The organism is Nonomuraea sp. NPDC049784 (genome assembly GCF_040659615.1).
Taxonomy (GTDB): domain Bacteria; phylum Actinomycetota; class Actinomycetes; order Streptosporangiales; family Streptosporangiaceae; genus Nonomuraea.
Map to the genome: position 1 here is coordinate 1 of NZ_JBFAMX010000140.1, position 21,436 is coordinate 21,436.

The window sequence follows — 21,436 nt, forward strand, 5'->3', positions numbered from 1 at the left end:
CTTCCGAGCTCGGACAGCGTCGCGACCTGGGACTCGCGCAGGATGCGCAGGATCGCCGCCGAGTTGAGCCTGCGCAGAAGGGAGGCGTCGCCGCTCTGCTGCCGCACCACGGGGCTCCTGTCATTTAGTCCAAGATGGTTGCCTAATTATGCCTGGCTTTGCCGCAGCGTGAAGCAGAGCTGTGGGGGCACTTAAGAATCCCTCGATGGACATGCTCGGAGGTGAGCGGGCACAGTGCGTTAGGTTCGGACTAGGGGGAATGCAGCCATGAAAGCGCTGGTCAAGGAGAAGGCCGAGGCCGGCCTCTGGCTTGTGGACGTGCCGGAGCCCGAGGTGGGCCCCGGAGAGGTGAAGATCCGGGTCCTGCGGACCGGCATCTGCGGCACCGACCTTCATATCCGGAAATTTGATGATTGGGCGCGGCACACCCTGCGGCTTCCCCTGATCGTCGGGCACGAGTTCTCCGGCCACGTGGTCGAGGTGGCGCCGGGCGTCGAGGACGTCTCCGTCGGCGACCTCGTCAGCGGCGAGGGCCACATCGTGTGCGGCAAGTGCCGCAACTGCATGGCGGGCCGCAGGCACCTGTGCCGCAACACGGTCGGCCTCGGAGTCAACAGGAACGGCGCCTTCGCCGAATACGTCACGCTGCCCGCCTCCAACGTCTGGGTGCACCGGGTCCCGGTCCACCCCGACGTGGCGGCCATCTTCGACCCGTTCGGGAACGCCGTACACACGGCCCTGTCGTTTCCCCTGGTCGGCGAGGATGTGCTGATCACCGGGGCGGGCCCGATCGGGCTGATGGCCGCGGCCGTGGCCACGCACGTGGGCGCGCGCAACGTGATGATCACCGACGTCAGCGACGAGCGCCTCGACCTGGCCGGCAAGCTCGGCGTCTCCCTCGCCCTGAACGTCTCCAGGTCGTCGATCGCCGACGGCATGCGTCAGCTCCACATGCGCGAGGGCTTCGACGTGGGGCTGGAGATGTCCGGCAACCCGCGGGCCATGCGCGACATGATCGCGAACATGACCCACGGCGGGAAGATCGCCATGCTCGGGCTGCCCTCGGAGGAGTTCGCGATCGACTGGGCGACCGTCGTGACGTCCATGATCACGATCAAGGGCGTGTACGGCCGGGAGATGTACGAGACCTGGTACAACATGTCCGTCCTGCTGGAAAAGGGTCTCGACCTCTCCCCTGTGATCACCGACAGGTTCCCGTACCAAGACTTCGACGCCGCCTTCGACACGGCCGCCAGCGGCCGGACGGGCAAGGTCATTCTTGACTGGAGCGGAGGAGCTCGGCCGGAGAGAGCGAGGGACGAGCCAACGGAGGCCGAAGCGGCCGCGACCATGAACAGGAGTGCCTGATGTTCGCCAACGTGCGCCAGCAGCTGCGTGAGACTCTCGAAGAGATCACCGAGGCCGGGCTGCTCAAGCCCGAGCGCGTGATCAGCACCCCGCAGAGCTCGTCGGTGGGCGTGGCCGGGCGCGAGGTCCTGAACTTCTGCGCCAACAACTACCTCGGCCTCGCCGACAACCCCACCGTGATCGAGGCCGCGAAGGAGGCGCTGGACCGGTGGGGGTTCGGCATGGCGTCCGTACGGTTCATCTGCGGCACCCAGGAGGTGCACAAGGAGCTCGAAACGCGCCTGTCGGACTTCCTCGGCATGGAGGACACCGTCCTCTACAGCTCGTGCTTCGACGCGAACGGCGGCGTCTTCGAGACCCTGCTCGACTCCCAGGACGCGGTGATCTCCGACGCGCTCAACCACGCCAGCATCATCGACGGCATCAGGCTCTCCAAGGCCCAGCGCTTCCGTTACGCCAACCGCGACATGGCCGAGCTGGAGTCCAGGCTGAAGGAGGCGTCGGAGGCGCGGCGGCGGCTGATCGTGACCGACGGCGTGTTCTCCATGGACGGATATCTCGCGCCGTTGCGGGACATCTGCGACCTGGCCGAGCGGTACGACGCCATGGTGATGGTCGACGACTCCCACGCCGTGGGCTTCGTCGGGCCCACCGGCCGCGGCACGCCCGAGCTGCACGGCGTCACCGACCGGATCGACATCATCACCGGCACGCTGGGCAAGGCGCTCGGCGGGGCCAGCGGCGGCTACGTCTCGGCCCGCAAGGAGATCTGCGAGCTGCTGCGCCAGCGCTCGCGCCCGTACCTGTTCTCCAACTCGCTCGCCCCCGTCATCGCCTCGGCGTCGCTGCGCATCCTCGACCTGCTGGAGACCTCGAACGAGGCCCGTGAGCAGCTCCGCTCCAACACCGCGCGGTTCCGCAGCGAGATGACCAAGGCCGGGTTCGACATCCTGCCCGGCGACCATCCGATCGTGCCCGTCATGATCGGTGACGCCGCCGAGGCCGCGGCCATGGCCGAACGACTGCTCGACCTGGGCATCTACGTCATCGGCTTCTCGTTCCCCGTCGTGCCGCACGGCCAGGCCAGGATCCGCGTCCAGCTGTCCGCCGCCCACTCGCCGGAGGACGTCGACCGCGCGGTCCAGGCCTTCATCCAGGCACGGGGCTGACGCGGCCGCAGGTTGCCGGACCCGCGCTCGGCGCTACGCGAACGGCTGCTCTCAGGGCAAATGCTCATGCCCGCAATGAGTATGCTCACCGCGTGATAGACACGCGGCGGTTGCGCACGCTGCGGGCGGTGGCCGACCACGGCACGGTCACCGCCGCGGCGGCCGCGCTGCACCTCACCCCGTCGGCGGTGTCCCAGCAGCTCGTCGCCCTGGAGCACGAGGTGGGCCACCGGCTGTTCACCCGTGACGGGCGCGGCGTGCACCTCACCGCCGTCGGCAAGATCATGGTCGGCCACGCCAACGAGGTCCTCGCCCAGCTCGAACGCGCCGAGGCCGAGGTGGCCGCGTACACCACGGGCGAGGCGGGCGAGGTCACGGTGGCCTGCTTCGCCACCGCGATCAGCGCGGTGCTCTCCCCTGCCATCGCCGTCCTGCGTTCCGCCTCTCCCGGCGTGCACGTACGCGTGCTGGACGCCGAGGGCGACCACAGCCTGGCCATGCTGCTGGACGGCGAGGCCGACCTGGCCATCACGGTCGAGTACCGGGGCGCCCCCGACGCGGCCGACCGGCGGCTGTCGCGTCTGCCGCTGTACGCCGAGCCGTTCGACCTGGTGCTTCCCCACGAGCACCCCCTGGCCAAGTCGGCGACCCTGACCTCGCTCGCCTCCGAGACCTGGATCGGGCCGTATCCGGGCAACCCGGTGCACGACGTGATCACGTTCGCGTGCCGGCAGGCGGGTTTCACGCCGAACCTCGCGCACTGCTCCGACGACTTCCGCGCCGTGGTCGCCCTGGTCGGGGCAGGGGCGGGGGTGGCTCTCGTGCCGCGGCTGGCCCTGCGTGACATGGCGCTGGCGGGGGTCGTGGTCCGCCAGACGCCGGGGCCCGAGCGCCGCGTCTTCGCCGCCATACGCCGCGGCGCCGACGCCCATCCCCTCCTGCGCCCGCTCCTGTCGTCGCTGCGCACGATCGCCGGCTCACTCGGGACCGAGTGAAACGTCTCGGCTTACCCGACGACGTTCCCGAGGGGCGACGGTGATGGCGGCCGTGCTGCTCCGGCGCGGCCCCTCACGGGCGGTCCAGGGCTCGGGCCAGGTTGAGTGCCTCGGTGAAGCGGGCGTACCGGTCGAGCTCCGCTCTTACGGAAGCCAGCACGAGCTCGTCGCCCACCTGGCCGATGGCCGTACGCAGGGCTCTGGCCGTACGCCTGGCCCTTCTCCTTCCGCCCGCCCACGCGGCCAGCCGCGACAACAACGCGATCAGCACGCCCGCGAGTGCCCCGCCCAGCAGCAACACCGTCGGCCACGGCACCGCGCCCAGGGTCGGGAGCGGCGGCTGGGGCAGGCGCAGGTAGTCCATCGCGAACAGCACGCCCAGCCACAGGGCACCCGCCAGCATGGCCGCGAACACCAGCCACTGCAGGCCGTTCACGACCCGCCACCACCTGGGGCGCCTGGTGGCGCGGACGGACGTCGTGGCCACCGCCCTGTCCACCGTGTCGGCCAGCTCCTGGGAGCGGGACCGCGCCGCCTGCCGCACCGCCGCCGCCCACAGGCCGGACAGTCCTGCCGCGGCTGCCTCACCGACGTCCCTGATCGCCGTCTCGACTTTCGCCTTCTGCACGGCCGAGGCCGCGGGCACGGAGGTACGACCGACGATCTCGGCCCGCGGCGACCGACCGGCCGGCCCGTTCGGCGCCCCGCCCGGTCGCCTGTCTGCCGAGGCGGTGGTGCCGATGCGCAGTCTGCGGAGCGGGTCGGGCCTGAGTTTCCGGATCCAGCGGGTGACGGGCCATCCGGTGGCGACGACCGCACGGTGCCGGTGCCCCTTGGCGACGGCCTCCACGACCAGCGGCACCCCGGCCGCCTCATAAAGCGCCTCCGTGAGCGCTCGATCCATCCCCGCCGTCCGCCTCGCGCCGCCCTCCACCGCCCGGCTCGCCGCGCCGCCGTCCGTCACCTGTCCTGCCAGGTGGGTGGCGGCGGTGGTGATGTCCGCGGCCAGACGAGTGGACCAGGAGTTTCGATGTGCGACGCGGTCGGCGAGGAGTGCTCGGAGCTCCGCCAGACCGGCCCCGGTCCGGGCGGAGACGGCGAGTGCGGGGACGCCTGTCAGGCCGTCCTCGTCCAGGAGACGGCGCAGGTCTCCCAGGCAGCGGTCCACCGCGTGCTCAGGGAGGCGGTCCGTCTGATTGAGCACCACCAGCATCACGTCCCGATGGGCGCCCAGCGGGCGGAGGTAGCGCTCGTGGAGGGCGGCGTCGGCGTACTTCTGCGGGTCCACCACCCAGACCAGCAGGTCCACCAGCTCCACCAGGCGGTCCACCTCCAGGCGGTGGGAGAGCTGGATGGAGTCGTGGTCGGGCAAGTCCAGGAGGATAAGTCCGGACAAGTCGGGGACGGGGGTGGCGGAGTGGCGCTGGGGGATGTCCAGCCAGTCCAGCAGCGGGCCGGAGCCCTCGCCGTCCCACAGCGCTGCCTGGGCGGTCGAGGTGGTGGGCCGTACGACACCCACCGCCGCCAGGTCCTCTCCGGCCAGGGCGTTGTAGAGCGACGACTTGCCGCTGCCCGTCGCCCCCGCGAGCGCGGCCACCGTGTGGTCGATCGAGAGGGTACGGCGAGCCCCGGCGCGTTCCGCGACCGCGCATGCGCTGGAGACCAGTTCCTCGCCCAGCCGCCCCTCGGCCAGCGAGGCCGCCTCGAGCAGGGCCGCCAGCCGGGAGTCGAGGGACGGGCCTTCCTTGCGGCGCAGCAGCTTCATCGTCACTCCCCTTCGGCGGAGGCAGGGAGCTCCGCGCGGTGGATGTGGATGCGCTCAGCCGCCGCCCGCAGCGCGTTCGCCGTCCCGCTGGGCGGCTCCACCGCCTCCAGCTGGGCCGTGAACCGGTACGACTCCTCATCCAGCAGGATCCGCACCCGATCCCGCAGATCCGCCCGCGCCGCCACGGTCAACGTGCGGACCGCCTGGTCCCCGAAGACGGCCTCGAGCAGTTTCTGCGACAGCAGGCTCGTCCCGCCCGCGATGCCGACCTCGATCCCGGTCAGCCCGCCCGTCGAGGCGAACGCGCCCAGCATGAGCAGCAGCCCAGCCCCGTTCACCCCGAACGACGCCACGCGGGCGGCCGTCCGCCGCTCGGCGCCCTCCTCCCGTACGAGGTCCAGGACGTACTCCTGCCACCCGCGGACCGCCGCCTCAGAGCGCTTGCCCAGGTCGGGCGAGGCGCGGCCGAGGCGGGCGGACTCCATGGGCCCGAGCCGTTCCAGCAGGCCGGGGCCGCCGGGCGCGGCGGACCAGCCTTCCAGGGCACGCTCGGCGGCCCCATCGGCGGCACCCCTGATGAGCGCCTCAACCCCGCTCTCCAAGGCGTCCCTGAGCTGGAGCTCCGGCACCCGCCCCGTGAAGAAGCCGACGATCCTGTCGCGCAGCCAGCCGACCCGGCTCTCCAGGGTGCGCATGAGGTCGCCGGTGCCGATGAAGTCCTGCCAACGGGCCAGCACCTCGCCTCGCAGCAGCGACCCGTCACGCATGCCCGCGTCGAAGTCGGCCATCCCGCCCGCGTAGGCGCCCGCCACGATGGACCGCAGGCCCTCGAAGGCGCCCTGCTGGCGTTCGACGGCCTCGGCCAGCGCGGGGACCCGAGTGGACAGGCTGTCGAGCGCTCCCGACAGCGTCTGGCGTACGACGCGGGATCTCTCCGCGGCGTCGGCGGCCAGCCCGGTGAGCCAGGAGGAGATGGGTCGCACGGTGTCCGAGGGCAGCCTGGCCCTCTCGGAGGGGATCGCGGTCTCAGGGACGATGAACAGCAGGGTGCCTTCGAGGCCGTTCTCGGCGAGGAGGCGGGAGAGGTCGCGAGAGACGGGCCCGGCCGCGTCAGGGGGCACCCGATCGAGTACGAGTGCCAGGGCGGTGCTGCGTTCGCGGGCGGAGCGCAGGAAGCTCCACGGCACCTCGTCCGCGTACCGGGCGGCGGTCGTGACGAACAGCCACAGATCGGCGGCGGCCAGCAGTTGGGCGGCGAGCTGCCGGTTGGCGACCACCACGGAGTCGATGTCGGGCGCGTCGAGCAGCGCGAGACCGGCGCCCAGAGCCTCCGATGTGACCACCCGCAGCGCCCCGGGCCCGGTGCCCGTGGCGCGGGACAGGCCGGGCAGCACGTTCTGGCCCATGAACCAGGCGCGGTCGGCCGGGCTGACCACGAGCGTGGGCACCAGCGTGGTGGGGCGCAGCACGCCGGGCTCGGTCACGTCGGCCCCGACCAGCGAGTTGACCAGCGTGGACTTGCCCGCCCCCGTGGACCCGCCGACGACGGCCAGCAGCGGCGCGTCGAGGGCGCGCAGCCGGGGCAGCAGGTAGTCGTCGAGCTGTCCGGCGAGCTCGCGCAGCGCGCGCCGGTCACTCGCCGCCTCGCCGACCGCCAGCGGGAACAGCTCGCGATCCAGCGGCCGACGCAGCGCCTCCAACGCTGCCAGCAGGTCCATAAGCTCAAGCTACCCAGGGTGGGCCGCGTTCAGCGGACCACCGCGGCGCGATCAGCCCGCTGGTGGCTCCCTCAGCACGTAGCCGACGCTGCGGAGGGTGTGGATGAGCCGCGGCTCGACGTCGTCCACCTTGCGCCTGAGGTAGGAGACGTACGACTCGACGACGCCGGCGTCGCCGCCGAAGTCGTAGTTCCACACGTGGTCGAGGATCTGCGCCTTCGACAGGACGCGGCCCGCGTTGACCATGAAGTAGTGCAGCAGCTTGAACTCCGTCGGCGACAGGCGTACCTGCCGGCCGGCCCGCCACACCTCGCGGGCGTCCTCGTCCAGCTCCAGGTCGGCCACCTTGAGCTTGCTGGCTGGCGCGCCCTCCCCGCGCGTGCGCCGCAGGACCGCCCGGATCCTGGCCTGCACCTCCTCCAGGCTGAACGGCTTGGTGACGTAGTCGTCGCCGACCCGCAGCCCCGCGATCTTGTCCTCGGTGTCGCCGCGGGCGGTCAGGAACAGCACGGGGGCGTCGATCCGCTTGGCCACCTCGAACCCGTCCAGATCCGGCAGCATCACGTCGAGCACCACGAGATCGGGCGAGGCCCGATCGGCCACCTCCACGGCCTCCTGCCCGTCGGCGGCGGTCAGCACCTCGAACCCGGAGAAGCGCAGGCTGGCGGACAGCAGATCCCTGATGCTGGGCTCGTCGTCCACCACCATGATCAGCGCCTCGGGTTTCGTCACCTCTCCAGACTGACTCAGCCACCTGAGGGTTAGCTGAAGGCTCACTCCAAGGCGAGTGGGAGTTCCACCCGGAAGGTGGAGCCGCCTTCCAGCGAGCTGTCCAGCGTCACCGTGCCGCCGTGCGCGTGGACGAGTGCCTGCACGATGGCCAGGCCGAGCCCGCTGCCCCTGTCCTCACCGGAACGGCGGCGCGACCTGGCGGAGTCGGCGCGGTAGAAGCGCTCGAAGACGTGCTCGACCTGTTCGGGGGTGAGCCCCGGGCCTTGGTCGACCACTTCGAAGAAGAACTTCTCCGCGCCCGCTCCGGCCCGGACGATGATCGGCGAGCCGGGCTCGGTGTGGATGATCGCGTTGCTGACGAGGTTGCTGATGACCTGGCGCAGGCGTACCTCGTCGCCCGAGACGATCAGGGCCGCGCCGCCGACCACGTCCAGCTTGATGATCCGGTCGGGCGCGAGGATCCTGGCGTCCTGCACGGCGTCCGCGGCCAGGGCCAGCATGTCCACCGGGCGCATCTTGAGCGGCCGCTGCTGGTCCACCCTGGCCAGCAGCAGCAGGTCGTCCACCAGCAGGCTCATCCGGCCCGCGGCCTTCTCCACGCGCTGCATCAGCTCGGCGGGGTCGGCGCTGGGGTTCTGCCTGGCGTACTCGGCGAATCCACGGATCGAGGTCAGGGGGGTGCGCAGCTCGTGCGAGGCGTCGCCGACGAACTGGCGCATGCGGTCCTCGGAGCGGCGGGCCGCCGTCTCGGACGCCGACCTCGCCGCGAACGCGCTCTCGATCTGGGCGAGCATCCCGTTCAGGGATCTGGCCAGGCGTCCGACCTCGGTACGCGGGTCGGCGTCCGGCACCCGGCGGCCCAGCTCTCCGTCGGCGATGGCCTCGGCCGTGCGTTCGATCTGGCCGAGCGGGCGCATGCTCCGCCGCACGATGGTGACGCCCACGACGGCCAGCAGGAGCAGGATGCCGCCACCGCCCAGGAGCTCGATGAGGATGAGCCGCCTGGTGATCGCGTCGACCTCCTCCATGTCCACCGCGACCAAGAGCGTGCGCCGCTGGACGGTGCTCTCCAGCACTCGCCACTCGCCGTCGCCACTGACGGCGCGCGCGGTGTACGGCTCCGAGTTCGGCGAGGGCGACAGCACCGGCTTCGGTTTCACGTCCACGTCGCGGTCGGTCAGCATCGGCACGAACTGGCCGCCCGGCTCCTTGACGAGGGCGATCGCATCGGACTCGATGAGGATCGGCCGGTCGGTGGTCTCCCTGCTGTTCCGCCAGTCGCTCTTGACCTTCTTGACCATGCGGGCGCTGAGCAGGGTGAGCTGGCTGTCCACCCGATCCATGAGGTAGCCGTGCAGTACCGAGACGCTCACCAGACCGATGAAGGTCAGCCCGAACCCGAGCAGTGCCAGCATCGACGCGATGAGCTTGATCCGCAGCGGCAGGCGGCGCATCAGGGACTCGGCGGCAGGCGTAGCACGTATCCGACACCGCGCAGGGTGTGGATGAGCCGGGGGCTGCGGTTGTCGATCTTCCGGCGCAGCACGGACACGTACGACTCGACGATGCCCACCTCGCCCCGGAAGTCGTAGTCCCACACGTGGTCGAGGATCTGCGGCTTGGACAGGACGCGGCCGGCGTTCGTCATGAAGTAGCGCAGCAGCTTGAACTCGGTCGGCGACAGCGCCACCGCGTTGCCCCCGCGCCACACCTCGTGGCTCTCCTCGTCCAGCTCGATGTCGGCGAACGTCAGCCGCGGCGGGGCCGCCGGGAGGTCGCCGCTCGTACGGCGCAGGACCGCGTGGATCCTGGCGACCACCTCCTCCAGGCTGAACGGCTTGGTCACGTAGTCGTCGCCGCCGATCGTGAGCCCGCGGATCTTGTCCTCGGTCTCGTCACGGGCGGTGAGGAACACCACGGGCGTGTGCAGCCCGCCGCCGCGCAGCCGCCTGACGATCTCGAACCCGTCCAGGTCCGGAAGCATCACGTCGAGCACGACGAGATCAGGGCGGTGCCGTTGCACGGCGGCGACGGCATCGTGGCCGCTCTTCGCGGTGGTCACGTCGAAACCCGCGAACCTGAGGCTCGCGGCGAGGAGCTCGAGGATGTTCGGGTCGTCCTCGACTATCAGCAGGCGTGATTCCATCACATTCAAGGATGCCCTCATCAGACGGGTGCTGGGACAATTCCGGCGATATGCCGGGCAATTGCCAGGCTGGAGGTGGCCGCGGGCGAGGGCGCGTTGCGCACCAGGACGATGTTGCCGTGCACGTCCACCACGAAGTCGTCGAGCAGGTGGCCGTCCCTGGAGACGGCCTGGGCGCGGACGCCGCCGGGGGCCCGTACGAGGTCGGCGGCGCTGAGCTCGGGGACGTAGCGGCGGGCTCCGCTGAGGAACGCACTCTTGACGAGCGATCCGTACGCCTCCTTGAGCCCGGTGCGCCAGTGTGCCCTGGCCATGCGGAGCGTGCCCGGCCAGCCGAGGATTTGCCTCACATTACCGATATTTCGCCACCTGTACCCCTCGTAGGCCAGGGCGAGCACCGCATTCGGCCCCACCAGCACCCCGCCGTCGATCTGGCGCGTCAGATGCACCCCGAGGAACGGGTACCGCGGATCCGGCACCGGATAGATCAGCCCGCGCACGAGATCCTTTGCCACATCTCTGAGCGCGTAGAACTCCCCTCTGAACGGGACGATCCGCACATCACCCGGATGCCCCGCCATCTCGGCCACCGTGTCGGTGCCCAGCCCGCCGCAGACCACCAGGCGGTCGAAGGTGAACTTCCGCCTCGCCGCCACCACCTCGACTTTTCCTGCACGCTCTCTGATCCCCCTGACCGGGTGCGAAAGACGTACAGAACCGCCCATCTCCGCCACATCAAGCGCGAGGCGGCGGGCGACGGCAGGGAAGTCGCAGATCGCCGTGTGCGGCGAATGGATCGCGCCGACGCCGACCGCGTGCGGCTCGATCTCGCGCAGGGCGAGCCCGTCGAGCTCGGCGATGCCGGGCACGCCGTTGGCACGCGCCCGCTCGGCCAGCGCGCTCAGCAGCGGCCGCTCGGCACGGGTGCTCGCGATGACCAGCTTGCCGACCTCGTCGTACGGCAGCGCGTTCGCGGCGCAGTACTCCTTGAGCAGCGCCACGCCCTCGCGGCACAGCCTGGCCTTGAGCGAGCCCGGCGGGTAGTAGATGCCCGCGTGGACGACCCCGCTGTTGTGCCCGGTCTGGTGGGCACCGACGCGCGACTCCTTCTCCAGCACGGTCACCTCGGCGCCCCTGACCTTCGCCAGTTCGCGCGCCACAGCCAGGCCGACGATGCCGGCTCCCACGACCCCGATCTTCTCCGTCACATTGACGATTTTCCGGCTAACCGGCCGTCCCCGCCATATCCGGACGAATCGAACATGAGTACGATGTCTCCATGTACGTCCCGCCAGAGTGGCCCGCCGAGGTCCGTCCGCCCAGCGTTCCCGACTGGGAGACGTCGGCAGTGGCCTGGCTCCTCGACACGGTGCCGCCGGACTATCGGGCGTATGAGGTGCTCAGACGGCATCCGGTGGCGCTCGCCAGCATGGCCCGCCACCACGTCACCTCCGCCGTCGAGGCCGCCCGGGCCGGTTACCGCGGGGCGGCAGTCGACCTCAAGGGGCACCTGCCGCCGCACGCCATCGAGGCGGTTCTGGACGCGTACCGGGAGGAGGGGCCACGTCTGGTGCGACTGTCCCGCTCCATCGAAGTCGTCGAACGCGCCCTCCGAGGCGACCTTTTCACCATGCGCCTCTCTTAAGCACCGTCCCACCTCTACGTCTGCGCCCCCTGCCCACCACCATCCTTTACGGCTGTGCACGGTGGGCACCACCCCCCGTCGTGGGTGACCGGCCCTCCAGGGAGACGGTTACCAGCCTCACCGCCGCCCCGCCGCAACGGCGCCCGCTTGACCGGTTTCTTCGCCCCTTTGGTCACCGCGTCTTCGTGGAGGCGGAGTCAGCGGGTGCGGCGGGCGATGAAGCTGATGGTGCCCAGGGCCGTCGCGGCGGCGGCGAGCCAGATCAGGATGTTCTTGGCCGTGAAGCCCGTCCCGGCCGCACGTGCCTGGCCCGAGTCGGCGGCCGTGTGTGAGGCGGGGGTCGTGTTCTTCGTGGGAGTGGACGACGTGGGGCTGGGAGTGGTGGTCGAGCGGGCGTTGTCCGGGAGCGGGACGCGGTAGACCGGGCTGCGGGGGCCCTCCGTGCCCGTGAGGAGGGCCTTGCCGTCGGCTGTGTACGCGATCGACTCCGCCTGCTTCAGCTCCGGCATGGACACCCTGCTGATCATCTCGCCCGATGGGCGGTAGAGGGTGGCCGAGAAGTACGTGCGGATGACGTACGAGGAGCCGTCGGAGGCGTAGGCGGCGTCCGTGGCCATGAGAGGGGCGGAGGCCACCTTGCGCAGGACGTTCGTCTTGTCGGTACGGAGCTTCTTCGGCGCGGCGTAGACCGACCCCGCGAACTCCTTGGACACCACGCAGAGGCGGCCCGTCCGAGGGTTGATCATGATGCCTTCGGCGTTGCGGCCGCCGTCGGCGTAGCGGAAGCGGTAGCGGGTCGCGGGCAACGTGGCGTCTCCGAGGGTCTGCGGCTCCATCACCCGGTAGATGGAGACGTCCGGCCACGCCCCGTCGAGGTTGTCGCCGATGTCGGCGAACCAGAGCACGCCCCGCCCTGTCGCCGGGTCCTTGGTCGCGGCCATGGCCTCCCAGTCCCTGGCCTGGGCGCCCCGTACCTGGAAGGTGGCCCTCGTCCGGCCCTTACCGTCCACGGCATAGAAGGTCGGGGCGGCGGAGCTGTCGTTGTGCGTGTAGTAGATGCCGTCGTGCGTCGGCGAGACGGCCAGGCCGCTCGACTCCGTGATCCGGGGGTCCTTGAAAGTGAAGAGCTGCTTCTGCCCGTCGTCCGCCGTCGCCTGGGCGGGAAAGGCGAGCAGCACGCAGGCCGCCGCCACAACAGCCCCCAGCGCCCGAAAAACGACATCCCCCACGCGGACATCATGCCCCACGTGCCGGCTTCCGACGCCGCCACTCGTGTCCGCCGGTGAAAGGAGAGGCCCCACCCACGTCACCGGGGCAGGGCGGTGCTACTGCTGACCTCTGAGCCGACCTTGGCGCTGTGGCGGTGGAAGCCGGTGCCCTGGAGCACCACCAGGAGCCCGTTGGCCACCGCCATGGCCATCCACAGGCCCGTGATCCCCCAGGTCCTGGCCACGGGTACGGCGGCCACGACCAGCAGCCCGTACCCGATCGCGAAATAGCCCAGGCTCGACGCGGACCGCTTGAGGGCGGTGAGGCCGATGCCCTGCACCGCCTGGGTCCCGTCGAGCACCGACGACAGCAGCATCAGCGGCAGCAGCCCCAGCACGCGCTCCCGCACCGCGGCGTCGTCGCTGAACAGCCCCAGCAGCCAATCCCCGAACACGAGCAGCAGAACGGCACCGACGAGCGACCCCGTCAGGGCGAGCAGGGCCGCGGTCCGGGCGGCCCGCCGCGCCTCCGCCGCGTCGGAGGCGCGGGCCACCTCCGGCACGGAGGCCTGGGCAACGGAGAGCGAGGCCAGCATGATGAAGCCGGTGAGCGTGGTCAGCACCGCGTGGGCAGCGGTGTCGCGCGTGTTCGTGGTGCTCGCGGCGAAGGTGACGACCCCGAGCACGCCGAACTTGATCAGCACGGTGCCGGCCAGCGGGATGCTCACCTTGGCCAGGTTGACGATCTCGGCGATCCTGGGCCTGGCCTGCCCGACGGACCGCCCCAGCGCGCGCCGCACGTTGAAGGTGGCCACGCCCGCCGCCGCCGTGCCCGCGATCAGATACGCGAGGCCCACCCCGGTCAGCCCCAGCGGCGGCACGAGCGCGACGGTGAGAACGCCCAGCGTCGCACCCGAGACCAGGGTCGGCCAGAGCACGTTACGGCTGCGCCCGAGCCCGATCAGGATGGTGCTCGCGCCACCGGTGGAGGCGAAGACGAGGAGATACAGCGCGAGGAGACACGGCAGCAGGCCCATCTCACGCACCACCTCGCCGGGCACCCCGGTGGCGCCGGCGAGCAGCGGCACGCAGATCACGGCGAGCGCGCCGGCCACGCCGATCGTGAGGCTTAGCCAGCGCGCGTCCCGCACGATCGGCACAGCACTCGCCGGGTCGTCCCGGTAGGGGGCGATGAACGGCCCGAGCCCGCGCAGCGCGCCCGCCACCGCGGTGCTGGCCGGATTGAGCACGGCGGTCACGACCGCGAACGCGGCGAGGGTGACGGTGTCATGCTTGCCGAGCACCGAGGTGACCACCAGCGACCCGACCGTGCCCGCGATCATCGCGAGGAAGAGCGGCACGGCGGCCCGGAGTAAAGCGATCATGAAGCGCGGGTTTCCCGCAGCGCTCCATTCGAGATCATGAACTTAGTGTATGGCCTGGAGCGCACTCCAGGTCTTTAGGGTTGAGTCATGGAATACGTCAACCTCGGACGCAGCGGCCTCCAGGTGAGCCCGCTCTGCCTCGGCACCATGAACTTCGGCCCGCAGACCTCGGAGGAAGACTCCTTCGCGATCATGGACAGGGCTCTCGACCTGGGGATCAACTTCTTCGACACAGCCAACGTCTACGGATGGAAGCTGGGCGAGGGCATCACGGAGCAGATCATCGGCCGGTGGTTCGCCCAGGGCGGTGGGCGCCGGGAGAAGACCGTCATCGCGACCAAGCTCAACGGCAAGATGAGCGACTGGCCCAACGACCAGAAGCTGTCCGCGCTCAACATCCGCAAGGCCTGCGACGCCTCGCTGAAGCGCCTGCAGACCGACTACATCGACATCTACCAGGCGCACCACGTCGACCGGGACACCCCGTACGAGGAGTTCTGGGAGGCGATGGACGTCCTGCGCCAGCAGGGCAAGATCATCTACGTCGGGTCGTCCAACTTCGCCGGCTGGCACATCGCCAAGGCCCAGGAGTCGGCCGCCCGGCGTAACGTCAACGGCCTCATCAGCGAGCAGTCCCACTACAACCTGCTCACCCGCACGGTCGAGCTGGAAGTGCTGCCCGCGTGCGAGGACTACGGGCTCGGTGTGATCCCGTGGAGCCCGCTGGCCGGCGGCCTGCTCGGCGGTGTGCTGCGCAAGATCGACAAGGGCCGCTCGGCCGCCGACCACATGGTCAAGCAGCTCGAGAAGCACCGCGACAAGATCGAGCAGTACGAGAAGCTCTGCGACGAGCTGGGCGAGGACCCGGCGTACGTGGCCCTGGCCTGGCTGCTCAAGCAGCGGGCGGTCGCCGCGCCGATCATCGGCCCGCGGACCCTGGAGCAGCTCGAGGGCAGCCTGCGCACCCTGGAGATCGACCTCGACGAGGCCGCCCTGGCCCGGCTCGACGAGATCTTCCCCGGCCACAAGACGGCCCCGGAGGACTACGCCTGGTAGCCTGCGGCGCTCCCCGACAAAAACCTGCTCGTTGGACCGCCGCCCTACTGTCGCGCCGGGTCAAGGCCGTAGCGGCAGTCCACTTAGCAGGTTTTTCATCGTCAGGTCAGCAGCGCGCCGAGCACGACGATGAGCAGCAGCAGGCCGAGCACGACGGGCAGCAGCCACGGGCGAGGACGATCCACGACCTGGAGCCTAGCCCCGCCCGTCGGGTGCCAGCGCCCATTCGGCGAGTGACTCGTACCTCACCTTGGGCCCGGTGTGACTGCGGACGAGACGGACGTGCTCTGCCCGCCACGGCGAGCCGCTGAACCCGGACAGCGACTCCACCAGCGGGCGGAGGTCCGTCTCCGTCTTGGCGCGAGCGAGCGTGAGGTGCGGGTGAAACCGCTTCTCATCGGTCTGTACGGCTCCGGCCCGCCGCGCGCCCGCCTTGACCGAGTCGGCCAGCCTGGACATGGAGTCGCCGGTGACGCCCACCCAGAAGACCCTGGCCCGGCGTGCGGACGAGAAGGCGCCGAAGCCCTCGAAGGCCAGGTCGAGCACGCTGTAGCGGTGTACGGCGCGGGCCAGGCGCTCCTCCAGCTCCGGCAGCACCCCCTCGGGCACCTCGCCGAAGAAGCCCAGCGTGATGTGCCAGGTGGCCCGATCGGGCCAGCGCAGCCCCGGCACCTGTCCGACGTGCGGGGCGATGGCGCTCGAGATCTCGTCCAGCACCTCGTCGGGCGGCACCAGCGCTGCAAAGAGCCTCATACCACCCGATTCTCCCCCGCCGCCGCCCAGCCTCACCGGAGAGGGGCCACGCACGGAGCCTCACATGGCTCAAGCCCCGGGGCGAGTGCCCCCGGGCTCAGGCGACGGCGAGTGCGGGTTTGGTGGCGACCCGGGTGCGGATCAGACGCGTCATCAGCACGGCCAGCCCGGTGCCGACCAGGACCAGCACGCCGGACAGGATCACGCCCGTCCGCGGACCGCCCAGTTCGGACAGCCACCCGATCAGCGGCGCGCCCACGGGAGCCCCGCCGGTGAACACCAGCATGTAGATCCCCATGACGCGCCCCCGCATGTCCGGCGACGTGGCGATCTGGACGCTGGCGTTCGCGGCCGTGTTGATGGTGATCAGCGCGATCCCGGTCGGGATCAGCAGCAGCAGGTAGACGGGGTAGAACGGGGCCAGCCCGGTGGCGATCTGGAAGAGCCCGAAGCCGAGCGCCCCCGCCATCAGCACCTTCCGTGTCAGCCGCGCCCGGCGCGCCGCGAGCAGCGCGCCGCCGAGCGCCCCCACCGCGAACATGCTGGAGGCCAGCCCGAACGAGGACGCCCCCGCACCGAACTCCTCGCGCGCCATCAGCGCGATCGACATCGAGAACGACTGCGAGAACATCGACACGAACCCGATCAGCAGCACCGGCATGAGCAGCTCTTCGCGCTGGATCACGTACCGGAGCCCCTCGCGGAGCTGCCCCTTGGCCCGGGGCACGGGCGCGGAGGGGTTCAGCTCGGACGTCCGCATGAAGACCAGGCTCGAGATCACCCCGCCGAAGGTCAGCGCGTTGATCAGGAAGATGGGCCCCGTACCGCCGAGCACGTAGATCAGCACACCGGCCAGCGCCGGGCCGACCACGCGGGCGAGGTTGAAGATGGAGCTGTTCAGCGCGATCGCGTTGGGCAGGTCCTGCCGGCCGACCATCTCGACCACGAACGCCTGCCGCGTCGGCACCTCGACGCAGGAGATCATGCCGAGCACGAACGCCATCACGTACACGTGCCAGACCTGGGCCGCGCCCGTCATGGTCAGCACGCCGATCGTGAGGGCCAGCGTGGCCATCAGCGACTGGGCGGCGACGAGGATGGGCCGCTTGGGGTAGCGGTCGGCGAGCACGCCGCCGAACATCCCGAACAGCAGCATCGGCAGGAACTGCAGCGCGGTCGCCGTTCCGAGTGCCGCCGCGCTGCCGTGGGTCAGATCGAGCACCAGCCAGTCCTGGGCGGTGCGCTGCAGCCAGGTGCCGACGTTGGAGACGGTGCCCCCGGCTGCGAACATGCGATAGTTACGAACCTTGAGAGACCGGAACATCCCGGTCTTGGGTTCTTCGGGCTCTATATCCTGCTGAGCTTCTCCAGGATCGGTGCCGCCTGCCTGAGGATCGACCGCTCCTCCGGTGTGAGCTCCTTCAGTCGCTGTGTCAGCCACGCCTCCTTGCGGCGCCGCTCCTCCTTCAGCAACTTCTGGGCGGCCTCGGTCACGTTCACGGTCACCTGACGCCGGTCGGTCGGGTGCGGGCCGCGCGACACCAGACCGCGCTCCTCGAGCGCGGCGATCACGCGAGTCATCGAGGGCGGCTGTACCTTCTCGAGCTCGGCCAATTCGCCGGGGGTTATCCCGGAATGGCGTTCCACCGCGGCGAGCGTCGCGAACTGTGTGGGGGTCAGCGAGTGCGCCGCTGCCTGTCGTCGTAGGCGCCTGGTCAGCCTTGCCATTGACACGCGCAGGGCTGAAGCCAGGCCTGCGTCGCTGCGCAGGTCCGTCTTGGGCTGGGTGTTGGTTAGCATGTGTCATTACCTTCGCTAACTATACGGCATCTCAAGATATTTCCCCAATCAAATATCCGCCTGCCTCCTTGGTACCTCGAAGCCGCCCCGCACGCGCAGGGCGGCTTCTTCCCTCGTTCTCAGACTCCGAACAGCGTTCGGATCGGCCCGATCGCGAAGTACAGGATGAACAGCGCCGTGACCACCCACATCAGCGGGTGGACCTCGCGCGCCTTGCCCCGCACCGCCTTGATCAGCACGTAGCTGATGAAGCCGGCGCCGATGCCGTTGGAGATCGAGTAGGTGAACGGGATGACGACGATGGTGAGGAACGCCGGGATGGAGATCTCGTAGTCGTTCCAGTCGATGTCGCGGATCGCGGTCATCATCAGGAAGCCTACGACGACCAGCGCGGGCGTGGCGGCCTCGTACGGGACGACCGTGACGAGCGGCGCGAAGAAGATCGCCACGAGGAACAGCAACCCGGTGATCACGCTGGCCAGACCGGTGCGCGCGCCCTCGCCGACGCCTGCGGCCGACTCGATGTAGGTGGTGTTGGAGGAGACGGAGCCCGCGCCGCCGGCCGCCGCGCCGATCGAGTCGACGAGCAGGATCTCCCTGGTACGCGGCAGCGTACCGTCCACCTGCACCAGACCCGCCTGGCGGCCGACGCCCACGATGGTGCCCATCGTGTCGAAGAAGTCCGTGATGAGCAGCGTGAAGACGAACAGCACGGCCAGGATCACGGACACCCGGCTGAACGCGCCGAACGGGTCGAACTCCGTGAACAGCGTGAGCGGGTTGTGGAAGCCGAAGATCTCTTGGGGGAGGGTGGGGACGTTCAGCTGCCAGCCGCCCGGGTTCTTGGCCGAGAACGCGCCGGCCTTGGTGAGGGCCTCCACGATGATCGCCAGCACGGTGGTGCCGACGATGCCGATCAGGATGGCGCCCTTTACCTTCCGCGCGACCAGCGTCGCCGTGACGAGCAGCCCGATCACGAACACGAAGATCGGCCACGAGGTCAGGTTGCCCCCGATGCCCATCTCCAGCGGCGGCCCGGCCGGCACCCGCCGCACGAAGCCGGCGTCCACGAAGCCGATCAACGCGATGAACAGGCCGATGCCGACGCTGATGGCGGTCTTGAGCTGGGCGGGGATGGCGTGGAAGACCGCCGTTCTGAGCCCGGTCAGTACCAGGATGGCGATGATGACGCCTTCCAGGAAGACCAGGCCCATGGCCTCCTCCCAGGTCATCACCTTGGCGATGTTGAAGGTGACGAAGGCGTTCAGCCCGAGCCCGGCCGCCATCGCGAAGGGCACCTTGCCGACGACGCCCATGAGGATCGTCAGCACGCCTGCCACGAAAGCCGTCCCGGCGGCGACGAGCGCCACGTTGGGCGTCGTGCCGTCGCCGATGACCTGGTTCTCCACGTCCGTGCCGTTGGCAATGATGATGGGGTTCAGCACCACGATGTAGGCCATGGTGAAGAACGTGGCCAGGCCTCCCCGGACCTCACGGGAGAGTGTTGAGCCTCTTGCGGAGATTGCGAAGAAACGATCTATTGCATTACGAGTGTCACTCACGACGCGAAGAGTGACAGTCGTGGTGACCTGCGAAAAGAGTCAGTGATGAGATCGAGACCCGATTGGAAGCTAGGCTGGACAACGTGAAGCAGCAGTGGCATCCCAATCCGGAGCCGATCAAGACCAACGACACCGCCGCCATCGCCGTGGGCACCGGGCTCTGGGCCGTCGCGCTGGTCGTCCTGCTGATCTTCCGCCCCGCCCCGGAGAACACGTGGTGGATCTGGACCTGCCTGACGGGGGTCGGGTTCGGGCTCTTCGGCATCTGGTTCGTACGCCGGCCACGCCGGAACTGACATTCGTCATCTCCGCACCCATCGTGGTCATCGGCGGCATCATGCGGACGGCGGACGCGTACCTGCTGGAGGGCAAGGTCCCTGCCCGATCAACAACCTGCGCCGCCTGACGATCCGCGACACGGCGCTCGCGGTGACCGAAGGGCCGAAGAAGCCGGTCAAGCGGGCGCCGTTGCGGCGGGGCGGCGGTGAGGCTGGTAACCGTCTCCCTGGAGGGCCGGTCACCCACGACGGCGGGTGGTGCCCACCGTGCGCAGCCGTAAAGGATGGTGGTGGGCACGGGGCTCAGACGTAAAGCGAGGACCGCGCAAAGGATCAGGACAGGTCGGACTCGGCGAGGAGGAGCGGCACCGAATCCGGGTCGCGGAGGAGGGCCGCCACCGCGAGGCGGTCGTTCCATTGGCCGGTGGCCCAGGCCAGGCCGCGGGCGAGCCCGTCGAGCCCCGTGCAGTGCACCGCGCCCTCGAAGAAGCGCCAGCTGCACTCCACCCCATCCACCAGCAGCTTCTCGTGCTCCACATAAGTGGACGGCGCCGCAGGCAGCAGGGCCAGCACCGCGGAAGGCACCGGACGCACCTGCCCCTGCGAGGTGACCTCCCCAGACGTCAGCTCCCCGGCGAGCGGCAGGTCGAGCAGCTCCGACAGGGACTCCGCCAGATCGTACGGCGCCAGGACCAGCGGCCGGTCGGCCACGAGCTGCAGCAGGTCGGGCGCCTCCACCACCACCGCGTCGTCCGCGGAGGCCACCACGATGGAGCCTGCCAGCACCGCACGCACCCGGGACGGCGGCGCCACGCGAGAAGGCTCCACGGCGGCCAGCGCGATCCACAGGGCGCGGAGCTGCGCCCGGTCCACCTCGACGGAGTCGTCGGCCATCAGGTCAAGGAGCTCCTCGGGCCCGCCATGCGACGCGAGCAGCTCCGGCAACGTCGTACGGACCCCCAGCATGGACAGGGCCGCCTCGTCGAGCCCAGCGGGCGCGTCCTCATACAGGCCCTGGAGCAGCGGGTCGGCCCCGGGGAGCCGCAGCTCCAGCGGCTTGCGCCCGCCCAGCACCGGGTGGTTGGCGAGCCACCACGCCGTATAGGACGGCACCTCCACCCCGGCCACCCGCAGCGGATGGAGGGCGGCACGCAGCGGCGGGCGGGCCAGCAGCTCAAGGGCGGCCGGCCAGTCAGCCACGAGCTCCAGGTCGCGCACCGCCAGGAACTCCGGCACCAACGGCGGCACGCCGAGCTCGGGCAGCAGGTCGAGCACGTGGTCGAGCCAGTCGTCCTCGCCGTCGAGGTCATGGTCGCAGTCGTCGTGGTCGAGCAGCACGTCGGCCTCGTGCACCATCGCGAACCCGTCGAGCACGCCCGCCGCGGCCAGCACCCGCGCGCCGTACTCCTCCTCCAGCTCGGAAGCGGCCACCCCGAGATGCGTGTCGGGCTCCAGGAGCCCGGCCAGCGCTCCGTCGGCCAGCATGAGCTCCCCGGCCGGGTAGAGCTCGCCGTCCGCGCCGCGCAGGGCCAGCTCGGCCAGCCAGGGCGCCTCGCCTGGCGCCAGCGCCGACGCCTCCACCAGCGAGAGCACGGCCCGCGCCACCAGCTCGGGGTCGGGGCTGTCGAGCGACTGCGCCACGGCGGCCTTGGTCAGCGGGTCTTCGAGGATCGTGCGTGGCGTGGCCTCGGCCGCCCCCAGCCTGAGCAGCGTGGGGTGGGCCGCCTCGGGGTGCACGATGCGCAGCCCCAGCGGCGTGAGGTCCAGCTCCGCCCCGCCGTCGGTGAGGATCAGCGTGCCCCGCGGCCCGCGCACCAGCCGGCCGTCGGTCAGCGGCACCGGCAGGGCGCCCAGCG

General features: G+C 70.3%; 18 protein-coding genes and 1 pseudogene. 6 read left to right on the plus strand and 13 right to left on the minus strand.

What is annotated here, in order from left to right; genetic code table 11:
• Window positions 1-267: 267 nt before the first annotated feature.
• The 3 genes from tdh (at window position 268) to AB0J09_RS26610 (ending at window position 3,532) form a co-directional block, all read left to right on the plus strand.
• Window positions 268-1,368 carry an L-threonine 3-dehydrogenase gene (tdh, locus tag AB0J09_RS26600; RefSeq protein ID WP_360696473.1) on the plus strand — a complete coding sequence of 367 codons (1,101 nt, stop codon included), beginning with the start codon at window positions 268-270 and terminating at the stop codon, window positions 1,366-1,368.
• Window positions 1,368-2,537, plus strand: coding sequence for a glycine C-acetyltransferase (locus AB0J09_RS26605; RefSeq protein ID WP_360696476.1), 1,170 nt, complete (start codon window positions 1,368-1,370; stop codon window positions 2,535-2,537). Before tdh ends, AB0J09_RS26605 begins: the two co-directional genes overlap by 1 nt.
• Before the next feature lie 92 nt (window positions 2,538-2,629).
• Window positions 2,630-3,532, plus strand: coding sequence for a LysR family transcriptional regulator (locus AB0J09_RS26610; RefSeq protein ID WP_360696478.1), 903 nt, complete (start codon window positions 2,630-2,632; stop codon window positions 3,530-3,532).
• 73 nt (window positions 3,533-3,605) lie between these two features.
• On the opposite strand, the gene AB0J09_RS26615 is transcribed toward AB0J09_RS26610, so the two are convergent.
• From AB0J09_RS26615 to lhgO, 6 genes are all read right to left on the minus strand, one after another.
• Window positions 3,606-5,297 carry a YfjP family GTPase gene (locus tag AB0J09_RS26615; protein ID WP_360696481.1) on the minus strand — a complete coding sequence of 564 codons (1,692 nt, stop codon included), beginning with the start codon at window positions 5,295-5,297 and terminating at the stop codon, window positions 3,606-3,608.
• Window positions 5,298-5,299: 2 nt separating this feature from the next.
• Complete coding sequence (locus AB0J09_RS26620) at window positions 5,300-7,015, minus strand: ABC transporter (protein ID WP_360696484.1); 1,716 nt, start codon at window positions 7,013-7,015, stop codon at window positions 5,300-5,302.
• Between the two features lie 51 nt (window positions 7,016-7,066).
• On the minus strand, window positions 7,067-7,723 hold the full coding sequence (locus AB0J09_RS26625; protein WP_360696520.1) for a response regulator transcription factor: 657 nt from the start codon (window positions 7,721-7,723) through the stop codon (window positions 7,067-7,069).
• Window positions 7,724-7,788: 65 nt separating this feature from the next.
• Window positions 7,789-9,201, minus strand: coding sequence for a HAMP domain-containing sensor histidine kinase (locus AB0J09_RS26630; RefSeq protein ID WP_360696487.1), 1,413 nt, complete (start codon window positions 9,199-9,201; stop codon window positions 7,789-7,791).
• Entirely contained in the window at window positions 9,201-9,893 is a 693-nt protein-coding gene (locus AB0J09_RS26635; RefSeq protein WP_349449128.1) for a response regulator transcription factor, read from the minus strand. Before AB0J09_RS26635 ends, AB0J09_RS26630 begins: the two co-directional genes overlap by 1 nt.
• Window positions 9,894-9,913: 20 nt before the next feature.
• Window positions 9,914-11,101 (minus strand): L-2-hydroxyglutarate oxidase, encoded by a 1,188-nt coding sequence (lhgO, locus tag AB0J09_RS26640; protein WP_360696491.1) that lies wholly within the window; start codon window positions 11,099-11,101, stop codon window positions 9,914-9,916.
• Between the two features lie 71 nt (window positions 11,102-11,172).
• Between lhgO and AB0J09_RS26645 the strand changes: the two genes are divergently transcribed.
• Complete coding sequence (locus tag AB0J09_RS26645) at window positions 11,173-11,538, plus strand: hypothetical protein (protein WP_360696494.1); 366 nt, start codon at window positions 11,173-11,175, stop codon at window positions 11,536-11,538.
• Between the two features lie 197 nt (window positions 11,539-11,735).
• Here the strand turns inward: AB0J09_RS26645 and AB0J09_RS26650 are convergent, their stop codons facing one another.
• Window positions 11,736-12,767, minus strand: a complete 1,032-nt coding sequence (locus AB0J09_RS26650; RefSeq protein WP_360696497.1) for a hypothetical protein — start codon at window positions 12,765-12,767, stop codon at window positions 11,736-11,738.
• A gap of 77 nt (window positions 12,768-12,844) precedes the next feature.
• Window positions 12,845-14,131 (minus strand): MATE family efflux transporter, encoded by a 1,287-nt coding sequence (locus tag AB0J09_RS26655; RefSeq protein ID WP_360696499.1) that lies wholly within the window; start codon window positions 14,129-14,131, stop codon window positions 12,845-12,847.
• An 87-nt stretch (window positions 14,132-14,218) separates the two neighbouring features.
• Here AB0J09_RS26655 and AB0J09_RS26660 point away from each other — a divergent pair, with 87 nt between their 5' ends.
• On the plus strand, window positions 14,219-15,187 hold the full coding sequence (locus AB0J09_RS26660) for an aldo/keto reductase (RefSeq protein ID WP_360696502.1): 969 nt from the start codon (window positions 14,219-14,221) through the stop codon (window positions 15,185-15,187).
• 195 nt (window positions 15,188-15,382) lie between these two features.
• Here the strand turns inward: AB0J09_RS26660 and thpR are convergent, their stop codons facing one another.
• The 4 genes from thpR to AB0J09_RS26680 form a co-directional block, all read right to left on the minus strand.
• A complete protein-coding gene (gene thpR, locus AB0J09_RS26665) occupies window positions 15,383-15,940 on the minus strand; it encodes an RNA 2',3'-cyclic phosphodiesterase (protein ID WP_360696505.1) in 558 nt (185 codons plus the stop codon).
• Window positions 15,941-16,037: 97 nt separating this feature from the next.
• On the minus strand, window positions 16,038-17,264 hold the full coding sequence (locus AB0J09_RS26670) for an MFS transporter (protein ID WP_360696508.1): 1,227 nt from the start codon (window positions 17,262-17,264) through the stop codon (window positions 16,038-16,040).
• A 23-nt stretch (window positions 17,265-17,287) separates the two neighbouring features.
• A complete protein-coding gene (locus AB0J09_RS26675) occupies window positions 17,288-17,740 on the minus strand; it encodes a MarR family transcriptional regulator (RefSeq protein ID WP_360696511.1) in 453 nt (150 codons plus the stop codon).
• A 119-nt stretch (window positions 17,741-17,859) separates the two neighbouring features.
• Window positions 17,860-19,302 carry an NCS2 family permease gene (locus AB0J09_RS26680; RefSeq protein WP_360696514.1) on the minus strand — a complete coding sequence of 481 codons (1,443 nt, stop codon included), beginning with the start codon at window positions 19,300-19,302 and terminating at the stop codon, window positions 17,860-17,862.
• An 83-nt stretch (window positions 19,303-19,385) separates the two neighbouring features.
• Here AB0J09_RS26680 and AB0J09_RS26685 point away from each other — a divergent pair, with 83 nt between their 5' ends.
• The gene (locus AB0J09_RS26685; RefSeq protein WP_360696517.1) at window positions 19,386-19,598 is read left to right on the plus strand and encodes a DUF2530 domain-containing protein; all 213 of its coding nucleotides are present in this window, start codon (window positions 19,386-19,388) and stop codon (window positions 19,596-19,598) included.
• Between the two features lie 315 nt (window positions 19,599-19,913).
• On the opposite strand, the pseudogene AB0J09_RS26690 reads toward AB0J09_RS26685, so the two are convergent.
• Window positions 19,914-21,436: pseudogene (locus AB0J09_RS26690) on the minus strand (hypothetical protein); the annotation flags it as partial.

What these genes read in the sequence shown, in the direction of transcription:
- tdh (WP_360696473.1), top strand. Translation starts at nt 268, where the DNA reads ATGAAAGCGCTGGTCAAGGAGAAGGCCGAGGCCGGCCTCTGGCTTGTG.
- AB0J09_RS26605 (WP_360696476.1), top strand. Translation starts at nt 1,368, where the DNA reads ATGTTCGCCAACGTGCGCCAGCAGCTGCGTGAGACTCTCGAAGAGATC.
- AB0J09_RS26615 (WP_360696481.1), bottom strand. Translation starts at nt 5,297, where the DNA reads ATGAAGCTGCTGCGCCGCAAGGAAGGCCCGTCCCTCGACTCCCGGCTG.
- AB0J09_RS26620 (WP_360696484.1), bottom strand. Translation starts at nt 7,015, where the DNA reads ATGGACCTGCTGGCAGCGTTGGAGGCGCTGCGTCGGCCGCTGGATCGC.
- AB0J09_RS26625 (WP_360696520.1), bottom strand. Translation starts at nt 7,723, where the DNA reads ATGGTGGTGGACGACGAGCCCAGCATCAGGGATCTGCTGTCCGCCAGC.
- AB0J09_RS26630 (WP_360696487.1), bottom strand. Translation starts at nt 9,201, where the DNA reads ATGCGCCGCCTGCCGCTGCGGATCAAGCTCATCGCGTCGATGCTGGCA.
- AB0J09_RS26635 (WP_349449128.1), bottom strand. Translation starts at nt 9,893, where the DNA reads ATGGAATCACGCCTGCTGATAGTCGAGGACGACCCGAACATCCTCGAG.
- AB0J09_RS26645 (WP_360696494.1), top strand. Translation starts at nt 11,173, where the DNA reads ATGTACGTCCCGCCAGAGTGGCCCGCCGAGGTCCGTCCGCCCAGCGTT.
- AB0J09_RS26655 (WP_360696499.1), bottom strand. Translation starts at nt 14,131, where the DNA reads ATGATCGCTTTACTCCGGGCCGCCGTGCCGCTCTTCCTCGCGATGATC.
- AB0J09_RS26660 (WP_360696502.1), top strand. Translation starts at nt 14,219, where the DNA reads ATGGAATACGTCAACCTCGGACGCAGCGGCCTCCAGGTGAGCCCGCTC.
- thpR (WP_360696505.1), bottom strand. Translation starts at nt 15,940, where the DNA reads ATGAGGCTCTTTGCAGCGCTGGTGCCGCCCGACGAGGTGCTGGACGAG.
- AB0J09_RS26670 (WP_360696508.1), bottom strand. Translation starts at nt 17,264, where the DNA reads ATGTTCCGGTCTCTCAAGGTTCGTAACTATCGCATGTTCGCAGCCGGG.
- AB0J09_RS26675 (WP_360696511.1), bottom strand. Translation starts at nt 17,740, where the DNA reads ATGCTAACCAACACCCAGCCCAAGACGGACCTGCGCAGCGACGCAGGC.